This window comes from Klebsiella sp. RHBSTW-00215, from assembly GCF_014103785.1.
In the GTDB taxonomy this organism is placed as follows: domain Bacteria; phylum Pseudomonadota; class Gammaproteobacteria; order Enterobacterales; family Enterobacteriaceae; genus Klebsiella.
Genome location: NZ_JABXQS010000001.1, coordinates 4,805,843 through 4,825,704 on the forward strand (window position 1 = coordinate 4,805,843; position 19,862 = coordinate 4,825,704).

The 19,862-nt window shown below is 48.7% G+C and carries 39 protein-coding genes and 1 pseudogene; 17 read left to right on the forward strand and 23 right to left on the reverse strand.

All coding sequences use genetic code 11. From position 1 onward, the window contains the following. Window positions 1-328: 328 nt before the first annotated feature. From HV127_RS22815 to HV127_RS22905, 19 genes are all read right to left on the reverse strand, one after another. On the reverse strand, window positions 329-907 hold the full coding sequence (locus HV127_RS22815; protein ID WP_182238996.1) for a DUF1133 family protein: 579 nt from the start codon (window positions 905-907) through the stop codon (window positions 329-331). Next, complete coding sequence (locus HV127_RS22820) at window positions 904-1,548, reverse strand: MT-A70 family methyltransferase (RefSeq protein WP_182238998.1); 645 nt, start codon at window positions 1,546-1,548, stop codon at window positions 904-906. The genes HV127_RS22815 and HV127_RS22820 overlap by 4 nt, the downstream gene beginning before the upstream one ends. After that, window positions 1,545-2,702, reverse strand: a complete 1,158-nt coding sequence (locus tag HV127_RS22825) for a DNA cytosine methyltransferase (protein WP_182239000.1) — start codon at window positions 2,700-2,702, stop codon at window positions 1,545-1,547. Before HV127_RS22825 ends, HV127_RS22820 begins: the two co-directional genes overlap by 4 nt. After that, a complete protein-coding gene (locus tag HV127_RS22830) occupies window positions 2,699-3,304 on the reverse strand; it encodes a recombination protein NinG (RefSeq protein WP_182239002.1) in 606 nt (201 codons plus the stop codon). Before HV127_RS22830 ends, HV127_RS22825 begins: the two co-directional genes overlap by 4 nt. A gap of 142 nt (window positions 3,305-3,446) precedes the next feature. Continuing rightward, entirely contained in the window at window positions 3,447-3,614 is a 168-nt protein-coding gene (locus HV127_RS22835; protein WP_155774241.1) for a hypothetical protein, read from the reverse strand. A 421-nt stretch (window positions 3,615-4,035) separates the two neighbouring features. After that, entirely contained in the window at window positions 4,036-4,305 is a 270-nt protein-coding gene (locus HV127_RS22840) for a hypothetical protein (RefSeq protein ID WP_049099384.1), read from the reverse strand. 73 nt (window positions 4,306-4,378) lie between these two features. Then, on the reverse strand, window positions 4,379-4,693 hold the full coding sequence (locus HV127_RS22845; protein WP_182239004.1) for a hypothetical protein: 315 nt from the start codon (window positions 4,691-4,693) through the stop codon (window positions 4,379-4,381). Beyond that, window positions 4,686-5,483 carry a DUF551 domain-containing protein gene (locus HV127_RS31830; RefSeq protein ID WP_228727488.1) on the reverse strand — a complete coding sequence of 266 codons (798 nt, stop codon included), beginning with the start codon at window positions 5,481-5,483 and terminating at the stop codon, window positions 4,686-4,688. Before HV127_RS31830 ends, HV127_RS22845 begins: the two co-directional genes overlap by 8 nt. Then, window positions 5,480-5,674: a hypothetical protein gene (locus tag HV127_RS22855; protein ID WP_087749808.1), complete on the reverse strand. Its 195-nt coding sequence runs from the start codon at window positions 5,672-5,674 to the stop codon at window positions 5,480-5,482. The genes HV127_RS31830 and HV127_RS22855 overlap by 4 nt, the downstream gene beginning before the upstream one ends. Beyond that, entirely contained in the window at window positions 5,674-6,414 is a 741-nt protein-coding gene (locus HV127_RS22860) for an ead/Ea22-like family protein (protein WP_182239005.1), read from the reverse strand. Before HV127_RS22860 ends, HV127_RS22855 begins: the two co-directional genes overlap by 1 nt. After that, a complete protein-coding gene (locus HV127_RS22865; protein WP_182239007.1) occupies window positions 6,411-6,902 on the reverse strand; it encodes a hypothetical protein in 492 nt (163 codons plus the stop codon). Before HV127_RS22865 ends, HV127_RS22860 begins: the two co-directional genes overlap by 4 nt. Beyond that, on the reverse strand, window positions 6,899-7,408 hold the full coding sequence (locus tag HV127_RS31835; RefSeq protein ID WP_228727489.1) for an ead/Ea22-like family protein: 510 nt from the start codon (window positions 7,406-7,408) through the stop codon (window positions 6,899-6,901). Before HV127_RS31835 ends, HV127_RS22865 begins: the two co-directional genes overlap by 4 nt. Beyond that, window positions 7,405-8,190, reverse strand: coding sequence for a hypothetical protein (locus HV127_RS22875; protein ID WP_182239009.1), 786 nt, complete (start codon window positions 8,188-8,190; stop codon window positions 7,405-7,407). The genes HV127_RS31835 and HV127_RS22875 overlap by 4 nt, the downstream gene beginning before the upstream one ends. Continuing rightward, the gene (locus tag HV127_RS22880) at window positions 8,183-8,395 is read right to left on the reverse strand and encodes a hypothetical protein (RefSeq protein WP_182239011.1); all 213 of its coding nucleotides are present in this window, start codon (window positions 8,393-8,395) and stop codon (window positions 8,183-8,185) included. Before HV127_RS22880 ends, HV127_RS22875 begins: the two co-directional genes overlap by 8 nt. Beyond that, complete coding sequence (locus HV127_RS22885; protein WP_182239013.1) at window positions 8,392-8,685, reverse strand: FaeA/PapI family transcriptional regulator; 294 nt, start codon at window positions 8,683-8,685, stop codon at window positions 8,392-8,394. The genes HV127_RS22880 and HV127_RS22885 overlap by 4 nt, the downstream gene beginning before the upstream one ends. Window positions 8,686-8,700: 15 nt before the next feature. Next, entirely contained in the window at window positions 8,701-9,441 is a 741-nt protein-coding gene (locus tag HV127_RS22890; RefSeq protein WP_142461851.1) for an ATP-binding protein, read from the reverse strand. A 2-nt stretch (window positions 9,442-9,443) separates the two neighbouring features. Further along, entirely contained in the window at window positions 9,444-10,328 is an 885-nt protein-coding gene (locus HV127_RS22895) for a conserved phage C-terminal domain-containing protein (RefSeq protein WP_182239015.1), read from the reverse strand. Between the two features lie 16 nt (window positions 10,329-10,344). After that, window positions 10,345-10,770 carry a toxin YdaT family protein gene (locus HV127_RS22900; protein WP_182239017.1) on the reverse strand — a complete coding sequence of 142 codons (426 nt, stop codon included), beginning with the start codon at window positions 10,768-10,770 and terminating at the stop codon, window positions 10,345-10,347. Then, window positions 10,754-11,026, reverse strand: a complete 273-nt coding sequence (locus tag HV127_RS22905; RefSeq protein WP_162121783.1) for a YdaS family helix-turn-helix protein — start codon at window positions 11,024-11,026, stop codon at window positions 10,754-10,756. The genes HV127_RS22900 and HV127_RS22905 overlap by 17 nt, the downstream gene beginning before the upstream one ends. 107 nt (window positions 11,027-11,133) lie before the next feature. Here HV127_RS22905 and HV127_RS22910 point away from each other — a divergent pair, with 107 nt between their 5' ends. The 3 genes from HV127_RS22910 to HV127_RS22920 all read left to right on the forward strand — a co-directional run bounded on the left by HV127_RS22910 (window position 11,134) and on the right by HV127_RS22920 (window position 12,375). Continuing rightward, window positions 11,134-11,535 carry a helix-turn-helix domain-containing protein gene (locus HV127_RS22910; protein WP_182239019.1) on the forward strand — a complete coding sequence of 134 codons (402 nt, stop codon included), beginning with the start codon at window positions 11,134-11,136 and terminating at the stop codon, window positions 11,533-11,535. Between the two features lie 76 nt (window positions 11,536-11,611). Further along, window positions 11,612-11,866, forward strand: coding sequence for a hypothetical protein (locus HV127_RS22915; RefSeq protein WP_142461855.1), 255 nt, complete (start codon window positions 11,612-11,614; stop codon window positions 11,864-11,866). Next, window positions 11,863-12,375, forward strand: coding sequence for a hypothetical protein (locus HV127_RS22920; protein WP_142461856.1), 513 nt, complete (start codon window positions 11,863-11,865; stop codon window positions 12,373-12,375). The genes HV127_RS22915 and HV127_RS22920 overlap by 4 nt, the downstream gene beginning before the upstream one ends. Before the next feature lie 44 nt (window positions 12,376-12,419). On the opposite strand, the gene fumD is transcribed toward HV127_RS22920, so the two are convergent. Next, window positions 12,420-12,629: a fumarate hydratase FumD gene (gene fumD / locus HV127_RS22925; protein WP_128696945.1), complete on the reverse strand. Its 210-nt coding sequence runs from the start codon at window positions 12,627-12,629 to the stop codon at window positions 12,420-12,422. A gap of 246 nt (window positions 12,630-12,875) precedes the next feature. On the opposite strand from fumD, the gene HV127_RS22930 reads away from it, so the two are divergent. The 13 genes from HV127_RS22930 (at window position 12,876) to mgtS (ending at window position 17,823) form a co-directional block, all read left to right on the forward strand. Beyond that, window positions 12,876-13,106, forward strand: coding sequence for a hypothetical protein (locus tag HV127_RS22930; protein ID WP_142461857.1), 231 nt, complete (start codon window positions 12,876-12,878; stop codon window positions 13,104-13,106). A gap of 245 nt (window positions 13,107-13,351) precedes the next feature. Continuing rightward, on the forward strand, window positions 13,352-13,462 hold the full coding sequence (locus HV127_RS32110; RefSeq protein ID WP_004111705.1) for a hypothetical protein: 111 nt from the start codon (window positions 13,352-13,354) through the stop codon (window positions 13,460-13,462). Next, window positions 13,455-13,748 carry a host cell division inhibitory peptide Kil gene (locus HV127_RS22935; protein ID WP_182239021.1) on the forward strand — a complete coding sequence of 98 codons (294 nt, stop codon included), beginning with the start codon at window positions 13,455-13,457 and terminating at the stop codon, window positions 13,746-13,748. The genes HV127_RS32110 and HV127_RS22935 overlap by 8 nt, the downstream gene beginning before the upstream one ends. A gap of 65 nt (window positions 13,749-13,813) precedes the next feature. After that, complete coding sequence (locus HV127_RS22940; protein WP_182239023.1) at window positions 13,814-14,047, forward strand: hypothetical protein; 234 nt, start codon at window positions 13,814-13,816, stop codon at window positions 14,045-14,047. A 220-nt stretch (window positions 14,048-14,267) separates the two neighbouring features. Then, window positions 14,268-14,492, forward strand: a complete 225-nt coding sequence (locus tag HV127_RS31840; RefSeq protein ID WP_228727490.1) for a hypothetical protein — start codon at window positions 14,268-14,270, stop codon at window positions 14,490-14,492. Beyond that, window positions 14,489-14,692 (forward strand): hypothetical protein, encoded by a 204-nt coding sequence (locus tag HV127_RS22945; RefSeq protein ID WP_182239024.1) that lies wholly within the window; start codon window positions 14,489-14,491, stop codon window positions 14,690-14,692. The genes HV127_RS31840 and HV127_RS22945 overlap by 4 nt, the downstream gene beginning before the upstream one ends. A 10-nt stretch (window positions 14,693-14,702) precedes the next feature. After that, window positions 14,703-15,008: a hypothetical protein gene (locus HV127_RS22950; protein ID WP_182239026.1), complete on the forward strand. Its 306-nt coding sequence runs from the start codon at window positions 14,703-14,705 to the stop codon at window positions 15,006-15,008. Further along, window positions 15,005-15,361 carry a hypothetical protein gene (locus HV127_RS22955; RefSeq protein ID WP_128696940.1) on the forward strand — a complete coding sequence of 119 codons (357 nt, stop codon included), beginning with the start codon at window positions 15,005-15,007 and terminating at the stop codon, window positions 15,359-15,361. The genes HV127_RS22950 and HV127_RS22955 overlap by 4 nt, the downstream gene beginning before the upstream one ends. Next, on the forward strand, window positions 15,358-15,759 hold the full coding sequence (locus HV127_RS22960; RefSeq protein ID WP_182237435.1) for a ParB/RepB/Spo0J family partition protein: 402 nt from the start codon (window positions 15,358-15,360) through the stop codon (window positions 15,757-15,759). The genes HV127_RS22955 and HV127_RS22960 overlap by 4 nt, the downstream gene beginning before the upstream one ends. Then, a complete protein-coding gene (locus HV127_RS22965; protein ID WP_228727469.1) occupies window positions 15,756-16,142 on the forward strand; it encodes a hypothetical protein in 387 nt (128 codons plus the stop codon). The genes HV127_RS22960 and HV127_RS22965 overlap by 4 nt, the downstream gene beginning before the upstream one ends. 66 nt (window positions 16,143-16,208) lie before the next feature. Then, on the forward strand, window positions 16,209-16,424 hold the full coding sequence (gene xisR / locus HV127_RS22970) for an excisionase family protein (RefSeq protein ID WP_004111685.1): 216 nt from the start codon (window positions 16,209-16,211) through the stop codon (window positions 16,422-16,424). Then, window positions 16,424-17,710 carry a site-specific integrase gene (locus HV127_RS22975; protein ID WP_182239028.1) on the forward strand — a complete coding sequence of 429 codons (1,287 nt, stop codon included), beginning with the start codon at window positions 16,424-16,426 and terminating at the stop codon, window positions 17,708-17,710. Before xisR ends, HV127_RS22975 begins: the two co-directional genes overlap by 1 nt. Before the next feature lie 29 nt (window positions 17,711-17,739). Next, the gene (gene mgtS, locus HV127_RS22980) at window positions 17,740-17,823 is read left to right on the forward strand and encodes a protein MgtS (RefSeq protein ID WP_148676219.1); all 84 of its coding nucleotides are present in this window, start codon (window positions 17,740-17,742) and stop codon (window positions 17,821-17,823) included. 188 nt (window positions 17,824-18,011) lie between these two features. Here mgtS and HV127_RS22985 read toward each other — a convergent pair whose 3' ends face one another. Continuing rightward, window positions 18,012-18,347, reverse strand: coding sequence for a hypothetical protein (locus tag HV127_RS22985; protein ID WP_182239031.1), 336 nt, complete (start codon window positions 18,345-18,347; stop codon window positions 18,012-18,014). 175 nt (window positions 18,348-18,522) lie between these two features. Between HV127_RS22985 and HV127_RS22990 the strand changes: the two are divergent. Then, window positions 18,523-18,971 (forward strand): annotated as a pseudogene (locus tag HV127_RS22990) (Tn3 family transposase); the annotation flags it as partial. Window positions 18,972-19,014: 43 nt separating this feature from the next. Here HV127_RS22990 and HV127_RS22995 read toward each other — a convergent pair. Further along, complete coding sequence (locus HV127_RS22995; protein WP_182240778.1) at window positions 19,015-19,320, reverse strand: DUF596 domain-containing protein; 306 nt, start codon at window positions 19,318-19,320, stop codon at window positions 19,015-19,017. Between the two features lie 135 nt (window positions 19,321-19,455). Then, window positions 19,456-19,854 carry a hypothetical protein gene (locus HV127_RS23000; RefSeq protein WP_182240901.1) on the reverse strand — a complete coding sequence of 133 codons (399 nt, stop codon included), beginning with the start codon at window positions 19,852-19,854 and terminating at the stop codon, window positions 19,456-19,458. Window positions 19,855-19,862: the final 8 nt, after the last annotated feature.

A 19,862-nucleotide genomic window follows, 5' to 3' on the forward strand; every position in this document is an offset into this window, starting at 1 on the left:
GTATAGTACGTAAAACAAGAAAAACATGGAGTGTGGTGCCGGGTGCCTCCCGGTAAGTCGCCGCCAGTCCACAGACGACTCGCAATGCGCAAAAAAACATATCAGACTGGCAATGCCCCTCCGCATAGGGGGATTCACCACCCCAGAAATTTAACATCTGCCAATTTCATTTTCAATGCTATACGACGATGTGACAGGGGTACTGATGCAATGCATCTCGCGAATACCCCTGTCGTGTCGCCGGAAAGCAAAAAGCCCAAGGCGTTAACCTCGGGCTTCAGTAATTTTTGCTGCTCAGTTCGCTTTAACGTCCCGAGCCTATCACAATTCAAGCAGTTTCTGGCTCACTTTGCAAGTAAAATCTGTCGCCATTTGTGCCGAATGCGTCACGCATTGGTGCATATAGCATCGATTCTGCCAAACTTATCCATGCATCAACTCTTCGCCTGCAGGTCATAAAGCACCAGTCTGGATGCTTGTCATAAAGCTCTTCCGCTATGCGGCGTTTGCTCTTCCGTAACCGGTAATGCTCCACCAGCAGGTAATACAGCTCTTTGTGACCACCCGTAATAAGGACTGCCCCCAGTACCTTATCAATCAGCAGTCCTTCATCGTCTGTACAGAAGGCCAGGCCGCTTTTGTTTTTCCCCGCGAGTATTTCACGAAAAAACGCCTCAAGCTCTGGCTTCGAGATGCCAGACTTCTTCATCCTGCGTAATGCTTCGTTGATGGCTGTTTTAGTGACTTTCCCGGAAGCCAGTAACTGGTTAAACATATTCCCGCCACTGCCGCCGCCGATATAGGACCAGCGCCCCCACATACGCAGCTTTCCCTGTATCCAGATGCTTTCCAGAGTGCGGAGGCGAACCATTTCACCTGATTTACCAACTTCAGAAGGGTTAATCATTCTTCCACCTCATTTTTAATGATATGTCCGGGGATAATTTCGAAAGAGTTATTGCACTGATTTCCCCAGCGGTCCCAGCCAGGCCAGGATTCGCGAGCAAACAGCTCTACTCGCTTAACGTCGCCGTACAGCAGCTCCAGCCGGTGGCGAACTTCCCACGGTTTTTCGCTGTGCTGACCCAGGCAGGAATAAACAACCTGTTTAATTGACGCGCTTGCACGCTCTAACCCTGTCCCGCATGTTGCGATCAGGAGATCCTCTGAATTGGCCCGCGTGTGGTTGCCGCCGTTCATTCGGGTTTCGCTGTTCAGCATCACCAGCAGATCGTTAAAATCCACCAGTTCACCTTCAGTTAGCGCTTTGTTGAATCGCCTCTCTGCATATTGGTTGAGTTTGACCCACGTAAAACCTTTCATCGTGCGGATACGAAAGCCCCAAGCTTCAGCCAGCTCGATCGCTTCTTCCGTGTGCGTGCCGGTGTACCACATTGCCAAAACGGCATCTTCAGCAGCCACGTCCCAAATTGGTAAACGTTTTAGCTCTGCCAGACTCATTGTGCTGTAGTGATTCTCAGCTGCGCCGTTGCTGATTTTGTTTCCGTACTGCCAGGGCGGATCGACGTAAATAAGTTGATATGTCATACGACCTCCATATAAGCGCGAATGAAAGCCGCTGCTGCCTGGGCGTTTATTGCGTTACCGTAACCCTTCAGGCGGCCGACACGGTTGCTGCTTGCCACTCTTGCCACCCCGGACTCGACTCGTCCCATGCGTGCGGCAGACCCATCAACCAGCGGGAATGTGCCGGGTTCAACTGGACGCCATTTGCCATCTCGACATAAGAGCCAGTCCGCATCTCGCCAAAAACCGTTAACCTCAAGGGGCCGGAACTCATTGACCATGCCGCCATGCTTGGCAAATCGTCCAGCCGTCCCTTCCTCTGCATTTCCGATTCGCACCCCTGCAATGTTCTCGATCCTTTCTCTCCGTCCACCGCTCTCGGTGTTGGCCAACCCGTCATGAATGCCTGGCGCGGCAGCTGGTCCAGTCGCTCTTTCCCGTCCCGCTGCGCCGTCATTCCCGCCGAATCCTTCCAGTCGCGCGACGTTGGCGTTACCCAGCCCGCCATCTTTACCAGCCCGGCAAGATTCTCCAGCCCCCGCTTTGTTTCTGGCTGATCCTTTGTATTCGCCACCGGCGTCGGCCAGCCGGACATCATCGCCGCCGTTTGAATATTCATCCCGCCCTGACGCCCGGACGTTCCCGCTCCGGTCACTGATGACGCTGTCGGCGTTGGCCACCCAGTAGGCCCGCTCCCTGATGTGCGGCGCACCGATGCCCGCTGACGTAAACGGCACAAGCCCGAAGGCGTATCCCACTCCTTCCATGTCTGCTTGTACAAGGTCGAACCATGTGTTTGCGTTACCAGCTGCAACCTGTTCGCCAAAGACATGCTGAGGTCTGAGCTCGCTGATGAGGTGGAAGAAGGCTGGCCAAAGGTGCCGCTCGTCAGCAAACCCATCTCCTTTGCCTGCCGCGCTGAAAGGCTGGCAAGGGCAGGAACCAGTCCAGACCGGGCGATCGTCAGGCCATCCGGCGAGGCGGAGGGAATGAGACCAGACGCCGATCCCGGCGAAAAAATGGCACTGGGTAAATTCTCTGAGGTCGTCAGGTGTGACATCTTCAATACTCCGTTCGTCAACTTCGCCCGGGGCGATGTGACCGCCGGCGATAAGATTACGCAGCCATTGCGCCGCGAATGGGTCGATCTCGTTGTAGTAGGCCGCGAGCTTCATGCTGCCTCCTGCGTTTTTTTCAGGGCGCGTAAGTCTGCCAGCGCTTCGAGCCTGATTGCCTTCAACTCTTCGACTGTCCAGCGGTGAGGGGTATTGTTGTTCTCCAGCGCCTGAACGGCAGCTTCACCGTATTTCTTAACCAACCCAGCGCGGTAAGCTTCGATATTCCCGGATTTATGGGTATTACAGACGTCGCATTGAAGGTTGATGTTGATGCGGTTAAAGCGAAGATGGCCAGCAGCAGCGGTCGTCCGGTAATGTCCGGCGTGCCATGCGTTAGCATTGCGAGTGTCACAAGAAATGCAGCCTTCGCCGTTCGCCAGGGCTGTTTCCCGGCAAATGTCATTAACCGTTCTTTGGGTATAATCAATCCAGTGCTTGAGGGGTTTTACTGCATCTTTACGCTGACGCCAGAGAGCACGCTCTTTTTTGTGCTGCTGGCGTTGCTGTTGGTGTTCCTGAGAACGTTCTTTGGCTTTCTTTTTCTCATGCAGTTGAATAGCTAGAGCTGTTCCGTGCTCGGGGCTGCACCAGCGAATATTGGGGTAAGCGGGATAAAACCACTCATTACAGATTTTGCATTTGCGGCGAGGTAGTTTCATGCTGCACCGCCTGGGCGCAGATGAACAGAGACACCGCGCTCAAGGGCACGGTGTGAAATGGCGTTGCTGCGTTTTTGCGTCATCACTTTACTCCGGTGATGGCGCCATAGATTCGGTGTTCAGCCGAGGTGATTAGTATAAATCACTTTTTCTTCTTCCGGAAGAATACTTTACACTCCTCGTGAGATTCCTTTGTGATTACAATCTCTCCTTCATTAAGCGGGGTTACAACATAAACTCCACCAGAAAGGTGGTTGACAACATACGTACCCAAAACGTCCATTGCTTCATTCATTTCTTTCTTATTCATCAGTCCGCACCTTGTGAATATTTCATAAATCGTAGATTTTTCTTTTCCTGTACAGGGATGGATAAAAATGAACTCGCGACGTTCTGGAATACAATGACATATTTAGATCGTCCATCAAGACCCTATTTTCATGGACAAAATAGAATGACAATGAAAATACAAAAAACAATAAATTCAATGTATTACAAAAAATCATTGAATATAAAAAAGTCATTCACATTTTTTCTCTGGTGCAACCCCCTATTTCACTCAGCCAGAAGAACTCAGCCAATTTCAGAATTTAATTAATTGCATGTAAAATAGAGCAGCAGAAAACACTACCGCGACAAAGAATGCACATTTTGTGTAGTGTGCAACCCCCTATTTTCCAAGCCAGAAAAAGAAAACCCGCAAAAGCGGGCTTAAGATGATGGGTTGATAATCACTCCGGTAGCTTTTGTTCGACCTTGTTATGAATCTCCCACAGACTGATTCCGCAACTTGCGCAGAAACTGGCGAGATAGTCCAGACCAGACCACTCCCTAACGCCTCCGCGCGCAGCCTCGACAAAAACCGCGATTTCCTTATCGCGCCAAAGACCAAATAACCGCCAGCCGCCACCATCAGGACTTTTTACTGCAGCGATACGCGTCAATACGCCTGTTTGATACAGCTCGGTGAAGGCTGGTTTCTTTCTGGTTATCATTCGCATAAATAACAAACCTTAGATTTGTTGATAGCAAATAGCATGTTTGCGTTTTATGGCTTTGCGTTCTGCGGGGGATTTAGGCATGCTCCCGCTCCTTCTGGTGCTGGTCTTCATTGCTGAAGTCGTCGCCGTCGATGGGCATCAGGTATTTTGCTGGCATTAGCGCAAAATCCAGCCTTTTCGCTTCGCCGGTATCTCCATCCCGAGCCACCAGGTCGCCTGATATTAACCATGCATCGCCCATCGGCACTGGTTCGGCATACACCTCGCCATTCCAGGTGAACTGGGAACCATTCGGCACAAAGCCTACAACCAGCACTGACTTCCCGTCATTGGTGCGGTAGAAGCCCCCAATAATCATTGCCTGACAACCTGCGCGTAACTCAGCCATGGTTCACCTCCTGCGGGGCGGCTGGCAGCGGCATCCAGTGAGTGATTTTCTCTGGCTCCCGGCACTGCCAGTGACCGTACATAGCATGATGAACTCGCCTATACATTCCGTCGAATGTGAGCACAGATACACCATTCTCCGGCATCCGCTCGCTTACCGGAATCCATTTACCAGGCAAGGTGGCCGGTTCACTGCCGGGTGGCTGCGGGGTTGCTGCGAGCATGGCGGCGCGGCAGGCTTCATCAATTCGACATTGAATACGAGAGAGCAACTGAACGTCACCACCAAGAAATTCATGGCGGCGATTTACGTCGCACAAAATCTCCCTGGCTGTTTCAAGTGCTATCGTGTCGAAATGCTGAGTTATCGCTCGCTCATCTTGAACTACCGGCGCTGGCTGGAATGGCTTCCTATCTCTCACCCACATAACGAGTGCCTGAACATACTTCTCATGAGTAGCCGCTAGCATCTCATCTGATTCAGGGGCTGCTATACCTGCATTGCTCAATGCCATTCGCAGACCTTCAGGCACTACCGGCGCTGGCTGCGCGTGGCGATAGAGCGGAACGGGCTGAACAACATTATCAGTGCTTTTCACCAGGGCATCGTGACCACGACTCAAAGCATCAAGATTGCTTTGTGATATCCACGCCACCGGCTCGCTGTCCATTGCGACCAGTGCCATGCGGGCCAATTCTTCAATTTCATCGTGAGACGGCGGCAGCGTCATTGCGCGATGAAAGTTAGCGATTAGCTCAATGCGTTCTCTGGTTAACTGGTTATTGGTCATTGGTTAGCTCCTTCGATAATCGCATTCAGGGAGTTGAGAACCATATCCGTCATGATTCCCTTGCCGTTTAGCTTGACGTGAGCCTGTATTTCTCTACGCGCCGCCTTGAGAACGCCGACGCTGACTGTCACTCTGCGTTGATTGTCTGCATTAATTTCCTGCAGGCGTTCCAAAGATGATTTTTCAGCCATCACTCAGCCTCCCACTTGATGCCAGCCAGCCAATTTCTAACGAGCTGATATTCGTTATTTCGGAAAGAGCCGCAGGCGTAAATGTACGGCAACCGCAGGTTATGACCGTTCTGGCGCAGATAGTCTTTGCATCCATGCTCGGTAAAGCAGGCGGTAACAAACTCATCCACTTCCTGCATCGCGTATCGGTCATATCCGCGAGTGTCGCGACCATCCTGATAAAGCGCTTCCAGCCGCTTGGCTCTCAGCTCGCTGACCTCTTCACCATCCCATACCCAGCAAATTCGGCTAGGCGAGTGCTCGTCGCTTCCGATAATTTCACGCTTCTGGAAAACGACGAACATGGGCTGATCGGTAATGCGGTTGTCCTGCGTCCTGATAAGCTCACCGATTGTGTAAAGCTCAGGCGGCATCTTCACGGTGACGGTGCGGGACTCCAGCTCGGCGATGCGCTGGCGCTGAGCGGTAACTTCATCGAAAAGCGCGCAGGCGATATTTCCCTGCTGAGTGGCCAACTGCTGCGCCTTCTCCAGCGCCTCTACCAACGCGAGGATGTTTACCGGGTTGGCTTCTTTGTTGAATTCATTCAGATCAGTGATATCGATATCAATCTGTTCACCTTCATGCTGAGAGATATCGATAATCTCACCATATGGATATGCTGCGAGCCGTTCATGCGCCCCAATAGCATTCTCTGCTGCCGCTTTCAGGCTCTGCGCCAGTTCGGTGATATCAGTCATGCGGCACGCTCCTGTTTTGACTTACTCAGCGCTTCTTTGTAGCTGGCTTTGGCTGCTTTCTTTGTTGGGCACCATTCGCCCTGAATATCACGACGCGGGTAGCCATAAGATGCATCGTATGAGCATCTGAACATCCGGCATTTCCCGTGACGGTCATACTCGACCTCTGGAAGTTGATAACCCAACAGCCATTCACCGAATGGCAGGCAACTATCAGCGTCAAGGTATTCTTCGTATCGCGTCTTTTTCTTATGTTCAGGCAGCGACGAAATGGCTAATTCTTCGCCCTTATCTGTGACGCTATAGATAATGCCACCGCCAACGAAACCAGGCGCAGGCCGTGATGTTGCATAGCCATCAGAGACAAGCGCTTGCCACTTCATGTTGTCCGCATGGCCGTCGCCAGCGAGGAAGTAATTGCGGCATGGCGTCCTGTTGCGCTCATTGATACCCAGCGCGTGCTGCATAAGTTCGATAGCGATGCTCATTTGGCCCCCTCGCGCATCTGCTGGGCGATATCTTCCAGGATGCCATCAGCAAAAGAACGGTCGAAATCACCCTCTGGTGCATCTGCCATAAACTCGGTTGAGGTGAGAATCATGCGAGCGATATCGGCAGCGTTTTTGGCTGTGTCTTCGATAAAACCTGCATCCCAAGCAGCCAGCATCCTATTAGCAACGAAGTGTGCACCTTCAACGCGGCCATCAGCCTTAATCCCGGCTACGATGTGATCGGTGGCGGGGGTTTCGTCTGCAAACGTGTCGCAAATCATATGCAGGTAGCCTTCATTCGTTGGCCTGATGCGGTTCATCACTCCAGCAATGAAATACTCCCGGCATTCGCTGATTATTTTTTTTGCTGCCACGTTCTCCGCAGACAGCTGCTCGGACTTCCTGATTTGGCCCTTCAGTTGTAACGCCAGCATTTGTGCAAGACTGCCTTCACGACTTCTTGCAATTACCGCGTCTAAATCTTCAATGTTAAATTCGCTCATACAGCCCCCCCTAGCACCCAGCGCAGAGCATCAGCGTATTCACCGCTGGCACCTTCGAGGGCTTTCGTGATTTCTTTGCGTGATTTGAGACGTGGCTTAGTTTCGCCAAGCACGGCGCGCTGACGACGGGCTTTTTCATGACCGGTAGTGCCAGCGGTCGCCGCTTCGATTTCGGCTACCTTTTCCCGCTGTTCTTCGGGTTTTAGTGATGCCAGTTGACGCGCCTGGGTAACGGTTACTGTACCGGACTCTACCGCGTCTTTGACTGCCTGAGTGGCATCCAGAAGGGATAGCGTAGCGCGTACAGTGGGGACGCTGACGCCGAACATCAGCGCGAGGTCTTCCTCGTCATGCCCGCGCTCCAGCGCATCAGCCATCTTTTTGGCTCTGCCCAGCGGTGTGTCGGCTTGGCGGATTTCGTTTGCGCTGACCATTGCCTGAGCCATGCGAACAGCAGAACCGCGTTTAGTAACAGCCGGAACCAGCAGCGGAGTTTTACCCTCTTTGGCCAGGCGTCTGTTAGCCTCCAGGGTATGACGGACACGCTGACGGCCATCAACCACGCAGGAGTACCCAGTTTCCGGGTCTTTCCAGACAATAATAGGCTCCAGAACACCCTGGTCTATGATGTTCAGCACCATGGCTTCACTGAGAGGTAAGTGAATACGTTCATCGTAAAGCGGGTGAGCCTTGTCGGTTACAAGATGCAACTTTTCCGGCTCAAACATCAGAACGTTTGTTTTGCCGCTGGCGCCGTATGCGTCGATTGAGTTCTTAGCCATTTTTAACCTCGTTTTTATTCACCGCTTCAATCCATTTCTCTTCCAGCGCTTGTCTGGCTTTGTTTTTGCCACCAGCCCAGTAACCATGCTCAACGCGATAATGGTAATTAGGACATTTCAGGGCACCAAAACAGGAGCCGAACGAGTTGTCCTTCCACCAGAATTCCGGGCGAAGGCCACAATCAGGGCACACAGGTAATTTCATTGAGCTACCCCGCGACATTCCCTCAGAAGGCTTTCAAACATCGCCCGAAGCCGGTTCGCGCAGCCAAACGGCATATCGTTAAAGCACCACATTGCCGCGCCATTCCGCATGCCGCTTTGGGTAATCTGACCCGTTCCGTGTAACTGGCGAAGCTGGCCATTCACTGACGACATACCGCGCCCCAGCGCAGTGGCGATTTCACGCGTAGTCAAATCAGAGTTAGCTTTGAGAAATTCGATCATCGTGATTTCACCGCTGTATTGTGTTTTCTTGGATTTGTTTTTTTTCATAAAAAACCCCCTAGTTTATTTAACAACCCGAAGGTGGCTAACCCTTGGGCGGTAGCTATCCCAGTCAAAATTCACCCACATACCGCCGTCCATCTGGAGTCGGTCAAGGATCCGCGCACCAAGCGTTTCGGTGAGCAGTTCATGATTCAGGTTCGTCAGTACGCCTACTGGTTTCATGGCGGCAAGGCGGCGATCAATAATCTGATTCAGCAGCACCTTTTCGCTCTTGCTGTCCCTCTGCATACCCAATTCATCAAGAACGAGCAGATCGACGCGCGTCAGGTCGTCTAGCAAGGCTGACTCGGATTTGCCCTCGTCATAGCAAGCCCTGACTCTTGTGCTGAGATCTGGAACAGTAACCACCAGCACTGTCCGTCCGTCTTTCAGAAGGCTGTTGCCTATAGCCGCAGCAAGATGGTTTTTCCCGGTTCCGGGACTACCGCTAAACACGAAGCTCGCAAAACCTGAGCCAAAGTTTTGGGCGTAACTCTTTGCCATCGTCAGTGCATGTTTTTGCCCTGGCGTATTAACCTCGTAGTTGGAGAACGTGCATCCCCTGTGCAGGTTCTGAATACCCGAGCGACCGAAAATCTTTTCTGCGCGAGCCTGCTGGTTGATTTTGTCAACCTCCGCCGCTCGCCTGGCACCCTCTTCGCGATGCCATGCCATCAACTCTTCAGCGCTGCTGAATTTTGGCTGAACACCTGCCGGAATTACCCGACGAAGCCGCTCAAGTAACGAACCTGTGTTTTGCATGCTTACCCCCTGAAGCCCGCTGGTACGAAGTTGTCAGGCTTTGAAACGTGGTTAATATCCCGACCTGGCATCAGCCAGCGACCATTGACGCATTGCGGCCTTCCAGACTCAGCCCACTTCATCGCCTTCTGGTAGTACTCCTGAAAGTTCTCAGGACCAAAAAGCGTCTTGGGCCGCAGGAAGTCACACATCTTCGGGTCGTTCAGCCATTTGGCCGTCGCATAATCCGCCACCAGCATCAAATCATCGGCAGAGTACATATCCGTCAACCGACCACGGATATAGCCCATCGTGGTTTTCCCATCCCTGTAGCTGGAGCGGGTGACTCGGTTGAAATGAGCAAGAACCACTTCAGCCGGATCCGCACTTTCGTCAGGTTCAGCCTGACAAGAGTCTTTTGTAATCTCTGTAGTAATCTCTGTAGTAATCTCTGTAGGATCGGAATGGACTTTCCCCTCGTCGCGGGATGGACTTTCCCCAGTTCCCGAACAAGGGATTTCCCGTTTCCCGAAATGGACTTTCCCCATTTCCCGAAATGGACTTTCCCCATTTGGGGCTTTTTCAAAGACTTGCGTTAAAATCTCATCCAGACGGTGAAAGTCGACTTTGAAATAAATCCGGTGCTCAAGGCGCTTTTCTGTTTCAATCAGAACCCCAAGTTTTTTTAGTTTTCTTCTGGCTGTGCGCTGCTCTTCATAGCTCAGCCCTGTTTCGCCCTCTATCTCGTCAGATGTCTTGTGCACACCCAGATCCGAAGTGAGCTTGTCCATCCAGTAAGTCATCTGGCAAAAAAGAACTGTCGAACTCACTCCGCCAAGGTGCTTGGCCAGTTCCGGGTAGTACGCAACAGGACGCCCAAAGCCGCGAATGATGTCAGATGGATTCATTGCAACCACTCCAGACTTAATGCATCAGCGTGTTACCGGAAGAGCCGCCATCAGCAATCCGGTCAGAGATAGCAATCATTGCGCCGAACAGCGCTTCCATTTCGTCGTCGACACGCTGTTTGCGGTGAAGAAGTTCCCGGAAAGTTGCGGAGTAATAACTACGCACCCGCGCCAGCAGTAACGGCGGCATAGCCCGTTCTATCGCGGGGAGAAGTTGCGCAATCTTTTCGATTGATGCAGGCGAATCACTTTCAACCCAGCGATAAATCTTCTGGATATTGCGACTCAGTGCGTCAGGGTGGCTGTTGTCGTACAAATCTGGTGCGGTCATACCCATGGAGAAGTAAGCGTCGACAATCGCCGATACAGGCGTTTTACGACCGCCGGGATAAAGCGCCCAGGCGTTCATGGCCTCGCGAATGCGTTCATGCCTGATTTTCATGATTCACCTCGGCTGACTGACGTTGTGGCACGATGACGCCTTCAGGTATTCCGCTGATAGGGGTTGGATGAAGATCGGGACGCAATTCATGGGGCGTGACTTCCCAGCCCATTAGCTCGCACAGGGGAATGACTCGCCCCGCAGGAATGCGTGTGTTAATCCATTGAGATACGGTTTGTTGCTTCAACCCTAAAAGGCGACCGATCTCTCTCTGCGAGAATCGGTTTGTGATTTTTGTCTTAATTTCTTCTTTCATGAGACATCCTCCAATTGAACAAATCGGAGGATACAACAAAAAACAGTAGGCTATCAACCGTTTTTTATTGTAGGGATTGCGACAACTTTTTTTTGTATAATTTGGATATGATGAAAGCCATAGAAATTTCAATGTATAGAATTAGCAAGCTCCTCAAAGAAGAGGGTTGGAGCCAGGCTGAGCTCGCGCGAAGACTCGGGGTTGCCCAGCAGACCGTTCAGCAGTGGGTAAATGGTAAAGCAACCCCAAAGCCTGCAAGCATCGATAAGCTGGTTGAAATTACAGGCCGTCCTCCCTACTGGTTCATGCTCCCACCAGACGAAGGAGATCAGGTGGTGACTCCAGACGCAATGAAGCTAGGCCCAATGCAATTGGACCTGCTTAAAACCTTCAATGCGTTCCCGGAAGAAGACCAGCAGCAAATGCTGTCTGAAATGAAAGATCGCAAAGAGACAATGGATAAGACCGTTGCCCGGTGGCTTGCAGCCCAGAAGGGCAATAAAGCTTAACAAAAAGATTAGATGTTTGGGTTACGGGGTGCGGTGATTCATCATTGCAGCAACTCGTTGTTTATAAAGGATTACAATGGGCTTCTCTCTTTTTAAATTGGATGTTGGCGACGATATTGTTTCTAAATCCATTGATGCCCTCAGCAATGCCTGGCAGAAAATTGATGATAGACATCCGCTTTTGGGTTGTTTACTGATTCTTTCTTTGCCTACCATCGCTATTTACTTCATCTACACTTGGGGTAGACTCAAAACAACTGAAACCGAGTTGGATCGAAGGGCAAAAGATTCAAACGCGAAACGGAAAAGGAAAAAGGAGGGCAAAAAATGACAAACTGGCTGTATGCACTAGCTATATGCGTTGGCGTTTTGGCCTACTGGATCCTATGTCGTAAGAGTGCATTGAAGCATCAGAGGCGAGCGGTTGAAATGCTGGAAGGCTTTCTGGATGACGATAACATCTCTGAAAAAGAGAAAACGAAAATGTTTCTTAACTATCGCCTGTTCAGAAATTGGTTTGCACTGCCTTTATTTGCAGTGCTTACCCCGTTTTTCGTCATTTTTGCCCTAGCGTCCAACAAGTTTCAACCAGAGCAGTTAGCGAAGGAAAACAGTAAAGAATTTGATGAGTTTTTTGGTGTACTGATGCAAATGTATATGGCAAGAAATCCCATAATTTCAGTGTTTGTTCTCTCTGGAGTTGGGGTATCCTTAGCTATATCTTTAGTTATTGGCACTATGCTTAACAAGGCATCAAAGATTCCGAATCATACCTTGCTAGTAACCGGAATTGCGATGAAATTGCTGGCTTTGAAGCATAAATTCAGGCACGCACACTAGTAAGCATTTCTAAACCCGGTCCCCCGCGCCGGGTTTTCTTTGCCCTACTCTTCCAGCAGCTTCACCGCCAGTTCCATCACCTGAATCTGATCCAAATCCCACTTATCCAGCCCCTTTGCAATCTCCGTTCTTATCACGTCTGCTATGGCTACCCGCTTGGTTTCATGACCTTCGGCAACCATAGCAAACACGACATCCCCGACAATGCGACACATCTCCTGATAGCGCAGCTGCGCGGCTTCTTCGTAGTCCATATCCACAATCCTCTTTGACGTTTTTATGAGCATACCACGAACCCCTCCCTGCCCCATACGGTCACTCCCGCTCTGGCCGAATGGTCCCCCACCAAACAACAACAAAATACAGTTGCAACCAACAATATTTTGCAGTAGATTTAACCCATCAACACCACAACGGTGCCATAGATAAACGTTCCGCTACCCGGCGATAAGGGTCAACTAACGAGGTGTGACATGTCACATCAATCAATAGGAGCAGAAATGAAAAAGGCATCAGAAATCAGCCCAGAAACCCGCAATTTCCGAATTGCTCAGTTGATTAACCAGAAGATTTCCCAGCCAGTGTGCGACGTAACAATAGCGTTGGTTCTGGCTGGGAAGACTGAAAGTGAAATTACAGAGGCAGCAGAAATTACTGCACGTGTGATTTTAAAGACGCTCAGTAATCACCTGGAGAAAGGTGACCGAACTCTTCGTTGTGAAGGCGAATAAAGGTCTCGTCATCAAGCACCCCGAAATCACCAGACTCCCTGAGGAGGGCTTCGAATTCCCCCTCAAGGTCCAGAAGCCTTGACAGGTATTCGATTGGGGTTAGTGGCTCAGTTGTTCGGGATAAGTAGTTTTTTGCTAGCTCAAGTGCATCGAGATTAGACATGTCGAACCTCCTTCGGTCCTTAGGTGTAGGAACCGTCAGGATATACCGGGGGAAGGTTCGGCACCAATAAGAGGGTAGGAATATGAGCAGAAACGGCATTCGTTCACTGGTAATTGTTCTGGCTATCTGCCTTGTTGCCTGGTCAGCGACAATTATCAAAATTCTACATGTTACGGGGGTGTTTAATGGCTAGTTTACCAAAACACGATCCTCATATTCAGGCAGCACAAAGCAAACTTGCTATTGCACACTTTATTGATGACAGAGATATGTGGTCGCAGGCTATGGCTTCAATGAAATTCATATATGAAGCAGCAAAGCACATAGAAGACCGGATGTTTATGGGATGTATTAGATTGTATTCATCTCTGGAAATTGAAGATATAGAGTGCAGCATGGAAATGTATGGCGATTTACTTTCTGTAAGCGGTGATTTGCTGACAGCACAATACAAAATAAATACTGAAGTTTCATTTTAATTATTAATAAAATGAATTAATGCCTTAAATGGCAGGTATCTACACACCTTAACACAGGAATAAATATGGAAACCGAAACACTCCACTGCTACAGCTGCGGCGGCTCCTTTGCACGCGAAGAGTTGCAATATCGCCCTTCTGGTCGAGGGGCTTATCGCAAAGTGGCATATTACTGTTCTATCTGTAACGAAAAGGAAAAAAAGAAAAACCAATTAAAGGCTACGCAGTCGTTAGTTCGCAAGTCGTTACCATCAAGACCAGTAACCGCTCAGCTAAGGCCTGCGCTATGGAACAAATGATATCGAACGCAACTCGCACACCGTTACACGTTAATCAAAAAGCATACGCAACTCTTAATTCATATAACTGCTGGCAAGTAAAGCCCTGCCGCATTAAATGTGGGAATTTAAGTTTAAAGGTTGGAAGGAAATGGCGTTTATTGTCCCGCGATAATGGGAAGTGTTGGGAAGTAATGAGCCATGAAAAATATAACCAACGTAAAGACAGGAGATAATTATTGTGAGAATAGAATTTGATGATCATGGTGCAATAGCAACCGCCACCATCATCAGTACCGTATTCGAATTCCGCCGCCATAATCGAGCTGTGGACACAGCCTTGTTTCTGGCTCCGAGTGTACGCCATAACAGCAGCGGATTCTTTATTTTGAAAACGGAGATATCCGGTAAAACATCTCACGTGCTTCGTGCATATAAAGCACTTCAGTCGGAGGCTTCACGATGATTCAAGTAGCAGAAGCCAAAATTCTCGACAACAACGGAACATATTTTATTAATGGCTCAATTTTCCCTGTGTATCTCAATGATGACGGTGACATATATCTGATCGAAGAGTACGAAAAAGGCGAGCCATGCGAACACGTAATAAAAGACCTTTTTGCCGATGGCGTTTTGGTTGCCATTAATCCGATTGGCTACAACTGAGAACCTAAAAATGAAAGAACTGAAATTTTACGGTGCCAGCGATGACCTTTTTGAATGCGAGGGCGCTATCCGGGAAGAAATCTCTATGTATAGCAACCCCGGCGTTTATCACCTGAAATCTTCTGAAGGCGAGATGCTGGTTATTGCCTGTTATACAGACGAAGGCTGTTGGGCTATCGGCGTCGGTCAAGTCAACGAAGAAACACTTCTCCCTGCATGGCCTTGTTCGTTCGGTCAGCATGAGAGCGGCTATAGCGTTGAGCTGACAATTCAGGTTCCTGACGACACCGAACTGGTACAGGAGGATGACGAATGAGTTGTGGATATCAAGGTTATGAATTTGGTGCGCATTATCCGGACAGCCTTTGCTGTGATGGCTATCTGTGGGATTGCGACGCATACGAAGATGGCATGCTGACGAATGGTGGTGACATTCCTTGCCCTGTCTGTAATCGCAAGCAGTGGCTGGCCTTCTACCGCGATCACATCATTGAGTGCGGAATGATGCAGTCAGAGCGCAAGCGTGGACCTAAAACAGTGAAATACGGCGGTTTCCCTGAGCCCGTACGTGGTGATGCAAAGGCTATGCGCACCATCCGTCGCTGGCTGCGTCGCGGTTGGTATCAAGGCCGGAAGTTCGATGCGGAAGCGCACAAGGTGGCGGCATGAGCATCATCAAAGGCCAACTTATCAGCAGCCAGCGCTATCTGGACAGGTCGAAAGTGGCAGACAGAGCGCTGCGCTTTAAACGGTTCATAGTGGCTGTCTATCCCATCATTTTACGTGGGGTTCAGTACACCATCCTGATGGACGGGCATCACAACTACGCAGCAGCAAAGCTGGCAGGTGTAGAACCGGATTTCCGCCCGATCACTAAGAAGGTGATGAAAATCATTGGTGGAATGACTGAGCACGAGCGTGAGGCTCTATTCATTAACAACGTTACCGACAGCAATTATTACTACGTTGAAACCGGTGAAGTGGTTCAGGAACTTCTGTTGCCGGATACGTCGTGCAAGTTCCAGGCTCACGCGGGTAATCAATGGATATTTGGGGGTGCAGCATGAATATCACCGAACTTACCCCGGAGGTTGCCAGAGAGTCCGGCAGCATCCTGATTATCGTCGCCGCACGACTGGTGCGTCGTGAGTTCTTTGCTCCACTGCATAACCTCTGCGAAATGAACAAGCGTGTTGTAAGCACCCGTGAACTTCGCAATGCCATAGAGCGGGCAGAGGAATGCATGAACCGCGAGGCTCTGAAGATTGTTGATGGTCATGACAGGCTGACCAAAAAGCTCAAAGAGGCTGAGGCCCGCATTGCGGAACTGGAGCTAAGGCATCGCCAACGCGACCGCGATGACTTTATCAGAGGAATTACTCACCCTGCATCTCTATATACCGCCGATGAAGCTATGGAAGCAATTGCAGAATACGACCGTACGCACTGAACTGATTTCCAATAATCAACATTAAACCGGGGAACTGATTATAGTTTCCCGGCCATGAGGTTATTTATGGCCGATATTACTCAAGAAGATGAATGGGTGATGGAAAAGGGAATTGTAGCGAAGATGTATATGACTCCCCGGCAAATTAAATCTTACCGGGAGGGGAGATGGATCGAGGGTATTCATTATAAGAAGCACCCACCAGATCCAAAGGCTTCAGAAGGAAGGGTAACGCTTCTCTACAACTACACCAGGATTAATAGGCTTGTCGGGGAAACATAATGAATATGCCTGCTGGCGTAGAGCTGCATGGGAAGGGAATAAGAATTAGCTTTCTATATCGCGGCATACGTTGCCGCGAAGTTTTGCGCGGTTGGACTGTATCAAATAGCAATATACGAAAGGCTGGTAACCTCCGAGCTTTAATTATGAGTGAGATTCAGCAAGGTAAGTTTGATTATGCAGAGCACTTCCCTGAATCGAAAGCCATACAAAAATTCACAACCACGCAAATGATCCGCACGTATGGTGAGCTTTGCGGTACCTACCTTACAGCAAAAAAACTAGAGGTTTCGGCTGCATCCTATCGTGGCATAGTTTCAAGGCTGGAAACGTTAAGATCAGTTGTTGGAAGCAACACTTACATTGCTGATATTCAACACAGCGACCTGTTGAACTATCGAAACCAATTGTTGACCGGAGAGTCTGTATCGCCCCACTCTCCCTGGCTTAACAAAACCGGTCGTGCAGTATCTACTGTAAATGGGTTGATGAATACCCTGACAGCTATGCTGAAACTGGCCCAGCGTAGTAATTTTATTAATCATGCCCCACACGATGGAATCAAAATGCTAAAGAGGTCCCGTAAAGACCCGGATCCGTTACTTCATGATGAGTACGACGCTTTTATAAAAGTTCTGGCACCTGCAGCGAAATTGCTATGGACAATAGCGATACATACCGGCCTTCGACATGGCGAGTTAGCGGCGCTTGCGTGGGAAGATATCGACCTAGAAAGAGGTGAGATCCATGTATGCAGAAACAAAACTAATGAAGGGTTATTTGTACCGCCTAAAACGGACGCTGGTAAGCGAACAGTGACCCTTTTAAAACCCGCTCTGGATGCCTTACGGCTTCAGTTTCAAAGAACCGGTGCTCTAAGAAAAACAGAAATCACTTTCCACCACCGGGAATATGGCTTAACTGAACAACAGCATTTGCGATTTGTGTTTATCCCAGATCCTCGTTCCCGGACAAAAGGAACGAGTTTCAGTAAGTCCTCTTTGGGCTATAGCTGGGATGCAGGATTAAAAAAGGCGGGGATCCGCTCTCGAAGACCTTATCAATCCAGGCACACTTTCGCCTGTTGGCTGTTAACTGCAGGAGCTAACCCATCATTCATCGCTAGTCAGCTCGGACATGAAAATGCCAAGATGGTTTACGAGATTTATTCAAAGTGGATCGGTGGAATGGACCGAAATCAAGTGGAAATGCTGAACAGCACTTTGCCAACCGTTGTGTCCCAAGGGTGCCCCAAAGACAAAGTGAAGAAAATTAACTTCAAGTAGCTCAATAAGATACGACCAAGCTGGATAATATGCATGTATTTATGGCAGTTCTGGGAACCATTGTGTTCTTTGGATTTCTTGCCGCGTATCTAAGCCACAAATGGGACGACTGATGAACGCCGATAATCCCCACCCGTAAACGCCCCCTGCTGCTGATGCACCAGGGGGCGTTTTTGTTAGCGTCGTTATTTCTTTGTGAAACTCTTAACCGTCGTTTTTCTGTAGCACTTGGTTAAATAACAATTTAGCCATCAGTTATGGGTACTAGTTTAATTGATATCCTTAACTGGATATCTTTATTCTACTTGATCTCTGGTCCGTGCCATTCAAGTTTACCTCTCATTTCTTCCGGAACCAAAGAGAACAGCGAAGAAATTCTCTTTAATTGATGCTCGTATAAAAAACTTTTCTTTTCACTACAATCATCATGGTACCAGCGAGCATTTCTATTTAAAAACCAAATATCCAAATCATTAAAATCATCATTCTTCAACAGTAAATAAAACTCATGTATAAGCTGAGATTCATAATATACAGACTTGTCCCTTGCTCTAAAAAAAGCACCATGAGTGGACACGCTTCTTATTTGCAATAAACTTCCCTGAAGGATGTCTAAGTATATATCTTTTTTTCCCATAACATAATCCCTTTTGTAGTTTCCCTTGAGGGATAACTCAAGGGAATTATTTACTTTCTCACTGGGAGTGGTTTATAAATGCCCACATAATTTGCATTATATGTCCACGACCCATTTTTGATCAATAGATTTATATAGTGAGGGTTCCCTATTTTTGCGATCCTGCATGGTTTGGCCTGCCTTTGAGCCCTATTTTACCGCTCTGAATAAGCAACTGCTAGAGCTGTACCGCACCAGAGATCTATCGGAATATAAAATAGCCCGCAGCACACATTGACCGGAACCTTATCATCCGCGAGAAAAGTAATCTCGGTAGCATCGTCGCCACTCTGGGGCTGAAATAAATAACGCAGGGGATGCTGGTCCGCAAACTGTGCTCGTACACCACGACCAATGCAACCCTGCTGGCACTATTCGAATATGGCCGGCTGATCCGCCGAATCTATACGCTAAAGTATCTGCGCGATCCGCAGTTGGAACGCAACTCCGGCGCGCCCAGAACCGGATTAAATATTATCACCAGTGGCCTGGCAACACATTTTGCTGAACGGGCATTATAACTTCCAAATCAATAATGAGGTTATTGACATAGATGCGCTGGTAGCTGGGCTTAAACTGGGATAATAGAAAAATCTGGGGTTCCGACGTAGAACCCCAATATCATTATCTAAGTCCAATCCTCATAGCCGTTTTCATGAATCCAGACAATTCCAGCCGGACAATTTTCACTTAGAAACCAAAATCCCTCAAATGCATCACAATTCATATCATCCTCAGTTTTAGGAAAAGCCATTTCAAAAACTTCGATCTGCTTGTCGATGCTTCCTGGGAGAAACTTCCCGCGGCGAGCAAGTTTGATCTCACCATCCTCCAATAAACGCCAAATGAACCAGATATAAAGCGTTTTTTCTTCTTGATAAGTTAGCTTATAGATACCATCTACACTTTCTGGGTCGATATTTTTCCATAACATGGTAGTAGAAGCCCCTCGAAGAACCTCTTTCCTTTCCTGATATTGTTTTTCGGCTAAATAATGCATCTAACTCCCCCCCCCAGACATGTGTCATTCATTTTTAATATATTCTCTCAACTACGGCCAAGGGAAACATTAGTTATTAAAAAGGTCATGCCAATTAGAACCTTTGCCACTCCTCGGTTCATAATATTTATCCACATCTATTGATATCCATTGCCCGTTATCTTCTATACTCATTTCTCTTACCAGAATACCTTGTTTACCAGTCACATGGTCCTTTTTCAATAGACCTATCAACTTTACATGATGGAATAAGCGAGAGTTCCCCCCTCCATACAAACTGACATTAGCCTCCAGATTATCAGATAGACTTTTATTTTTCACCGCCAATGATGGGGCTTTAGTATAATCCTCACCATAATCTAATCCAATAACATAAAGACCACCATCATCCAGATAAACAATGTAACCCTCAAATATTATTTCTTGCTCATCAAACGGAGAACAAATTAACTCATCTATATTTTTCATTTCAATGT

What these genes read in the sequence shown, in the direction of transcription:
- HV127_RS22815 (WP_182238996.1), bottom strand. Translation starts at nt 907, where the DNA reads ATGATTAACCCTTCTGAAGTTGGTAAATCAGGTGAAATGGTTCGCCTC.
- HV127_RS22820 (WP_182238998.1), bottom strand. Translation starts at nt 1,548, where the DNA reads ATGACATATCAACTTATTTACGTCGATCCGCCCTGGCAGTACGGAAAC.
- HV127_RS22825 (WP_182239000.1), bottom strand. Translation starts at nt 2,702, where the DNA reads ATGAAGCTCGCGGCCTACTACAACGAGATCGACCCATTCGCGGCGCAA.
- HV127_RS22830 (WP_182239002.1), bottom strand. Translation starts at nt 3,304, where the DNA reads ATGAAACTACCTCGCCGCAAATGCAAAATCTGTAATGAGTGGTTTTAT.
- HV127_RS22835 (WP_155774241.1), bottom strand. Translation starts at nt 3,614, where the DNA reads ATGAATAAGAAAGAAATGAATGAAGCAATGGACGTTTTGGGTACGTAT.
- HV127_RS22840 (WP_049099384.1), bottom strand. Translation starts at nt 4,305, where the DNA reads ATGCGAATGATAACCAGAAAGAAACCAGCCTTCACCGAGCTGTATCAA.
- HV127_RS22845 (WP_182239004.1), bottom strand. Translation starts at nt 4,693, where the DNA reads ATGGCTGAGTTACGCGCAGGTTGTCAGGCAATGATTATTGGGGGCTTC.
- HV127_RS31830 (WP_228727488.1), bottom strand. Translation starts at nt 5,483, where the DNA reads ATGACCAATAACCAGTTAACCAGAGAACGCATTGAGCTAATCGCTAAC.
- HV127_RS22855 (WP_087749808.1), bottom strand. Translation starts at nt 5,674, where the DNA reads ATGGCTGAAAAATCATCTTTGGAACGCCTGCAGGAAATTAATGCAGAC.
- HV127_RS22860 (WP_182239005.1), bottom strand. Translation starts at nt 6,414, where the DNA reads ATGACTGATATCACCGAACTGGCGCAGAGCCTGAAAGCGGCAGCAGAG.
- HV127_RS22865 (WP_182239007.1), bottom strand. Translation starts at nt 6,902, where the DNA reads ATGAGCATCGCTATCGAACTTATGCAGCACGCGCTGGGTATCAATGAG.
- HV127_RS31835 (WP_228727489.1), bottom strand. Translation starts at nt 7,408, where the DNA reads ATGAGCGAATTTAACATTGAAGATTTAGACGCGGTAATTGCAAGAAGT.
- HV127_RS22875 (WP_182239009.1), bottom strand. Translation starts at nt 8,190, where the DNA reads ATGGCTAAGAACTCAATCGACGCATACGGCGCCAGCGGCAAAACAAAC.
- HV127_RS22880 (WP_182239011.1), bottom strand. Translation starts at nt 8,395, where the DNA reads ATGAAATTACCTGTGTGCCCTGATTGTGGCCTTCGCCCGGAATTCTGG.
- HV127_RS22885 (WP_182239013.1), bottom strand. Translation starts at nt 8,685, where the DNA reads ATGAAAAAAAACAAATCCAAGAAAACACAATACAGCGGTGAAATCACG.
- HV127_RS22890 (WP_142461851.1), bottom strand. Translation starts at nt 9,441, where the DNA reads ATGCAAAACACAGGTTCGTTACTTGAGCGGCTTCGTCGGGTAATTCCG.
- HV127_RS22895 (WP_182239015.1), bottom strand. Translation starts at nt 10,328, where the DNA reads ATGAATCCATCTGACATCATTCGCGGCTTTGGGCGTCCTGTTGCGTAC.
- HV127_RS22900 (WP_182239017.1), bottom strand. Translation starts at nt 10,770, where the DNA reads ATGAAAATCAGGCATGAACGCATTCGCGAGGCCATGAACGCCTGGGCG.
- HV127_RS22905 (WP_162121783.1), bottom strand. Translation starts at nt 11,026, where the DNA reads ATGAAAGAAGAAATTAAGACAAAAATCACAAACCGATTCTCGCAGAGA.
- HV127_RS22910 (WP_182239019.1), top strand. Translation starts at nt 11,134, where the DNA reads ATGATGAAAGCCATAGAAATTTCAATGTATAGAATTAGCAAGCTCCTC.
- HV127_RS22915 (WP_142461855.1), top strand. Translation starts at nt 11,612, where the DNA reads ATGGGCTTCTCTCTTTTTAAATTGGATGTTGGCGACGATATTGTTTCT.
- HV127_RS22920 (WP_142461856.1), top strand. Translation starts at nt 11,863, where the DNA reads ATGACAAACTGGCTGTATGCACTAGCTATATGCGTTGGCGTTTTGGCC.
- fumD (WP_128696945.1), bottom strand. Translation starts at nt 12,629, where the DNA reads ATGGACTACGAAGAAGCCGCGCAGCTGCGCTATCAGGAGATGTGTCGC.
- HV127_RS22930 (WP_142461857.1), top strand. Translation starts at nt 12,876, where the DNA reads ATGAAAAAGGCATCAGAAATCAGCCCAGAAACCCGCAATTTCCGAATT.
- HV127_RS32110 (WP_004111705.1), top strand. Translation starts at nt 13,352, where the DNA reads ATGAGCAGAAACGGCATTCGTTCACTGGTAATTGTTCTGGCTATCTGC.
- HV127_RS22935 (WP_182239021.1), top strand. Translation starts at nt 13,455, where the DNA reads ATGGCTAGTTTACCAAAACACGATCCTCATATTCAGGCAGCACAAAGC.
- HV127_RS22940 (WP_182239023.1), top strand. Translation starts at nt 13,814, where the DNA reads ATGGAAACCGAAACACTCCACTGCTACAGCTGCGGCGGCTCCTTTGCA.
- HV127_RS22945 (WP_182239024.1), top strand. Translation starts at nt 14,489, where the DNA reads ATGATTCAAGTAGCAGAAGCCAAAATTCTCGACAACAACGGAACATAT.
- HV127_RS22950 (WP_182239026.1), top strand. Translation starts at nt 14,703, where the DNA reads ATGAAAGAACTGAAATTTTACGGTGCCAGCGATGACCTTTTTGAATGC.
- HV127_RS22955 (WP_128696940.1), top strand. Translation starts at nt 15,005, where the DNA reads ATGAGTTGTGGATATCAAGGTTATGAATTTGGTGCGCATTATCCGGAC.
- HV127_RS22960 (WP_182237435.1), top strand. Translation starts at nt 15,358, where the DNA reads ATGAGCATCATCAAAGGCCAACTTATCAGCAGCCAGCGCTATCTGGAC.
- HV127_RS22965 (WP_228727469.1), top strand. Translation starts at nt 15,756, where the DNA reads ATGAATATCACCGAACTTACCCCGGAGGTTGCCAGAGAGTCCGGCAGC.
- xisR (WP_004111685.1), top strand. Translation starts at nt 16,209, where the DNA reads ATGGCCGATATTACTCAAGAAGATGAATGGGTGATGGAAAAGGGAATT.
- HV127_RS22975 (WP_182239028.1), top strand. Translation starts at nt 16,424, where the DNA reads ATGAATATGCCTGCTGGCGTAGAGCTGCATGGGAAGGGAATAAGAATT.
- mgtS (WP_148676219.1), top strand. Translation starts at nt 17,740, where the DNA reads ATGCATGTATTTATGGCAGTTCTGGGAACCATTGTGTTCTTTGGATTT.
- HV127_RS22985 (WP_182239031.1), bottom strand. Translation starts at nt 18,347, where the DNA reads ATGGGAAAAAAAGATATATACTTAGACATCCTTCAGGGAAGTTTATTG.
- HV127_RS22995 (WP_182240778.1), bottom strand. Translation starts at nt 19,320, where the DNA reads ATGTTATGGAAAAATATCGACCCAGAAAGTGTAGATGGTATCTATAAG.
- HV127_RS23000 (WP_182240901.1), bottom strand. Translation starts at nt 19,854, where the DNA reads ATGAAAAATATAGATGAGTTAATTTGTTCTCCGTTTGATGAGCAAGAA.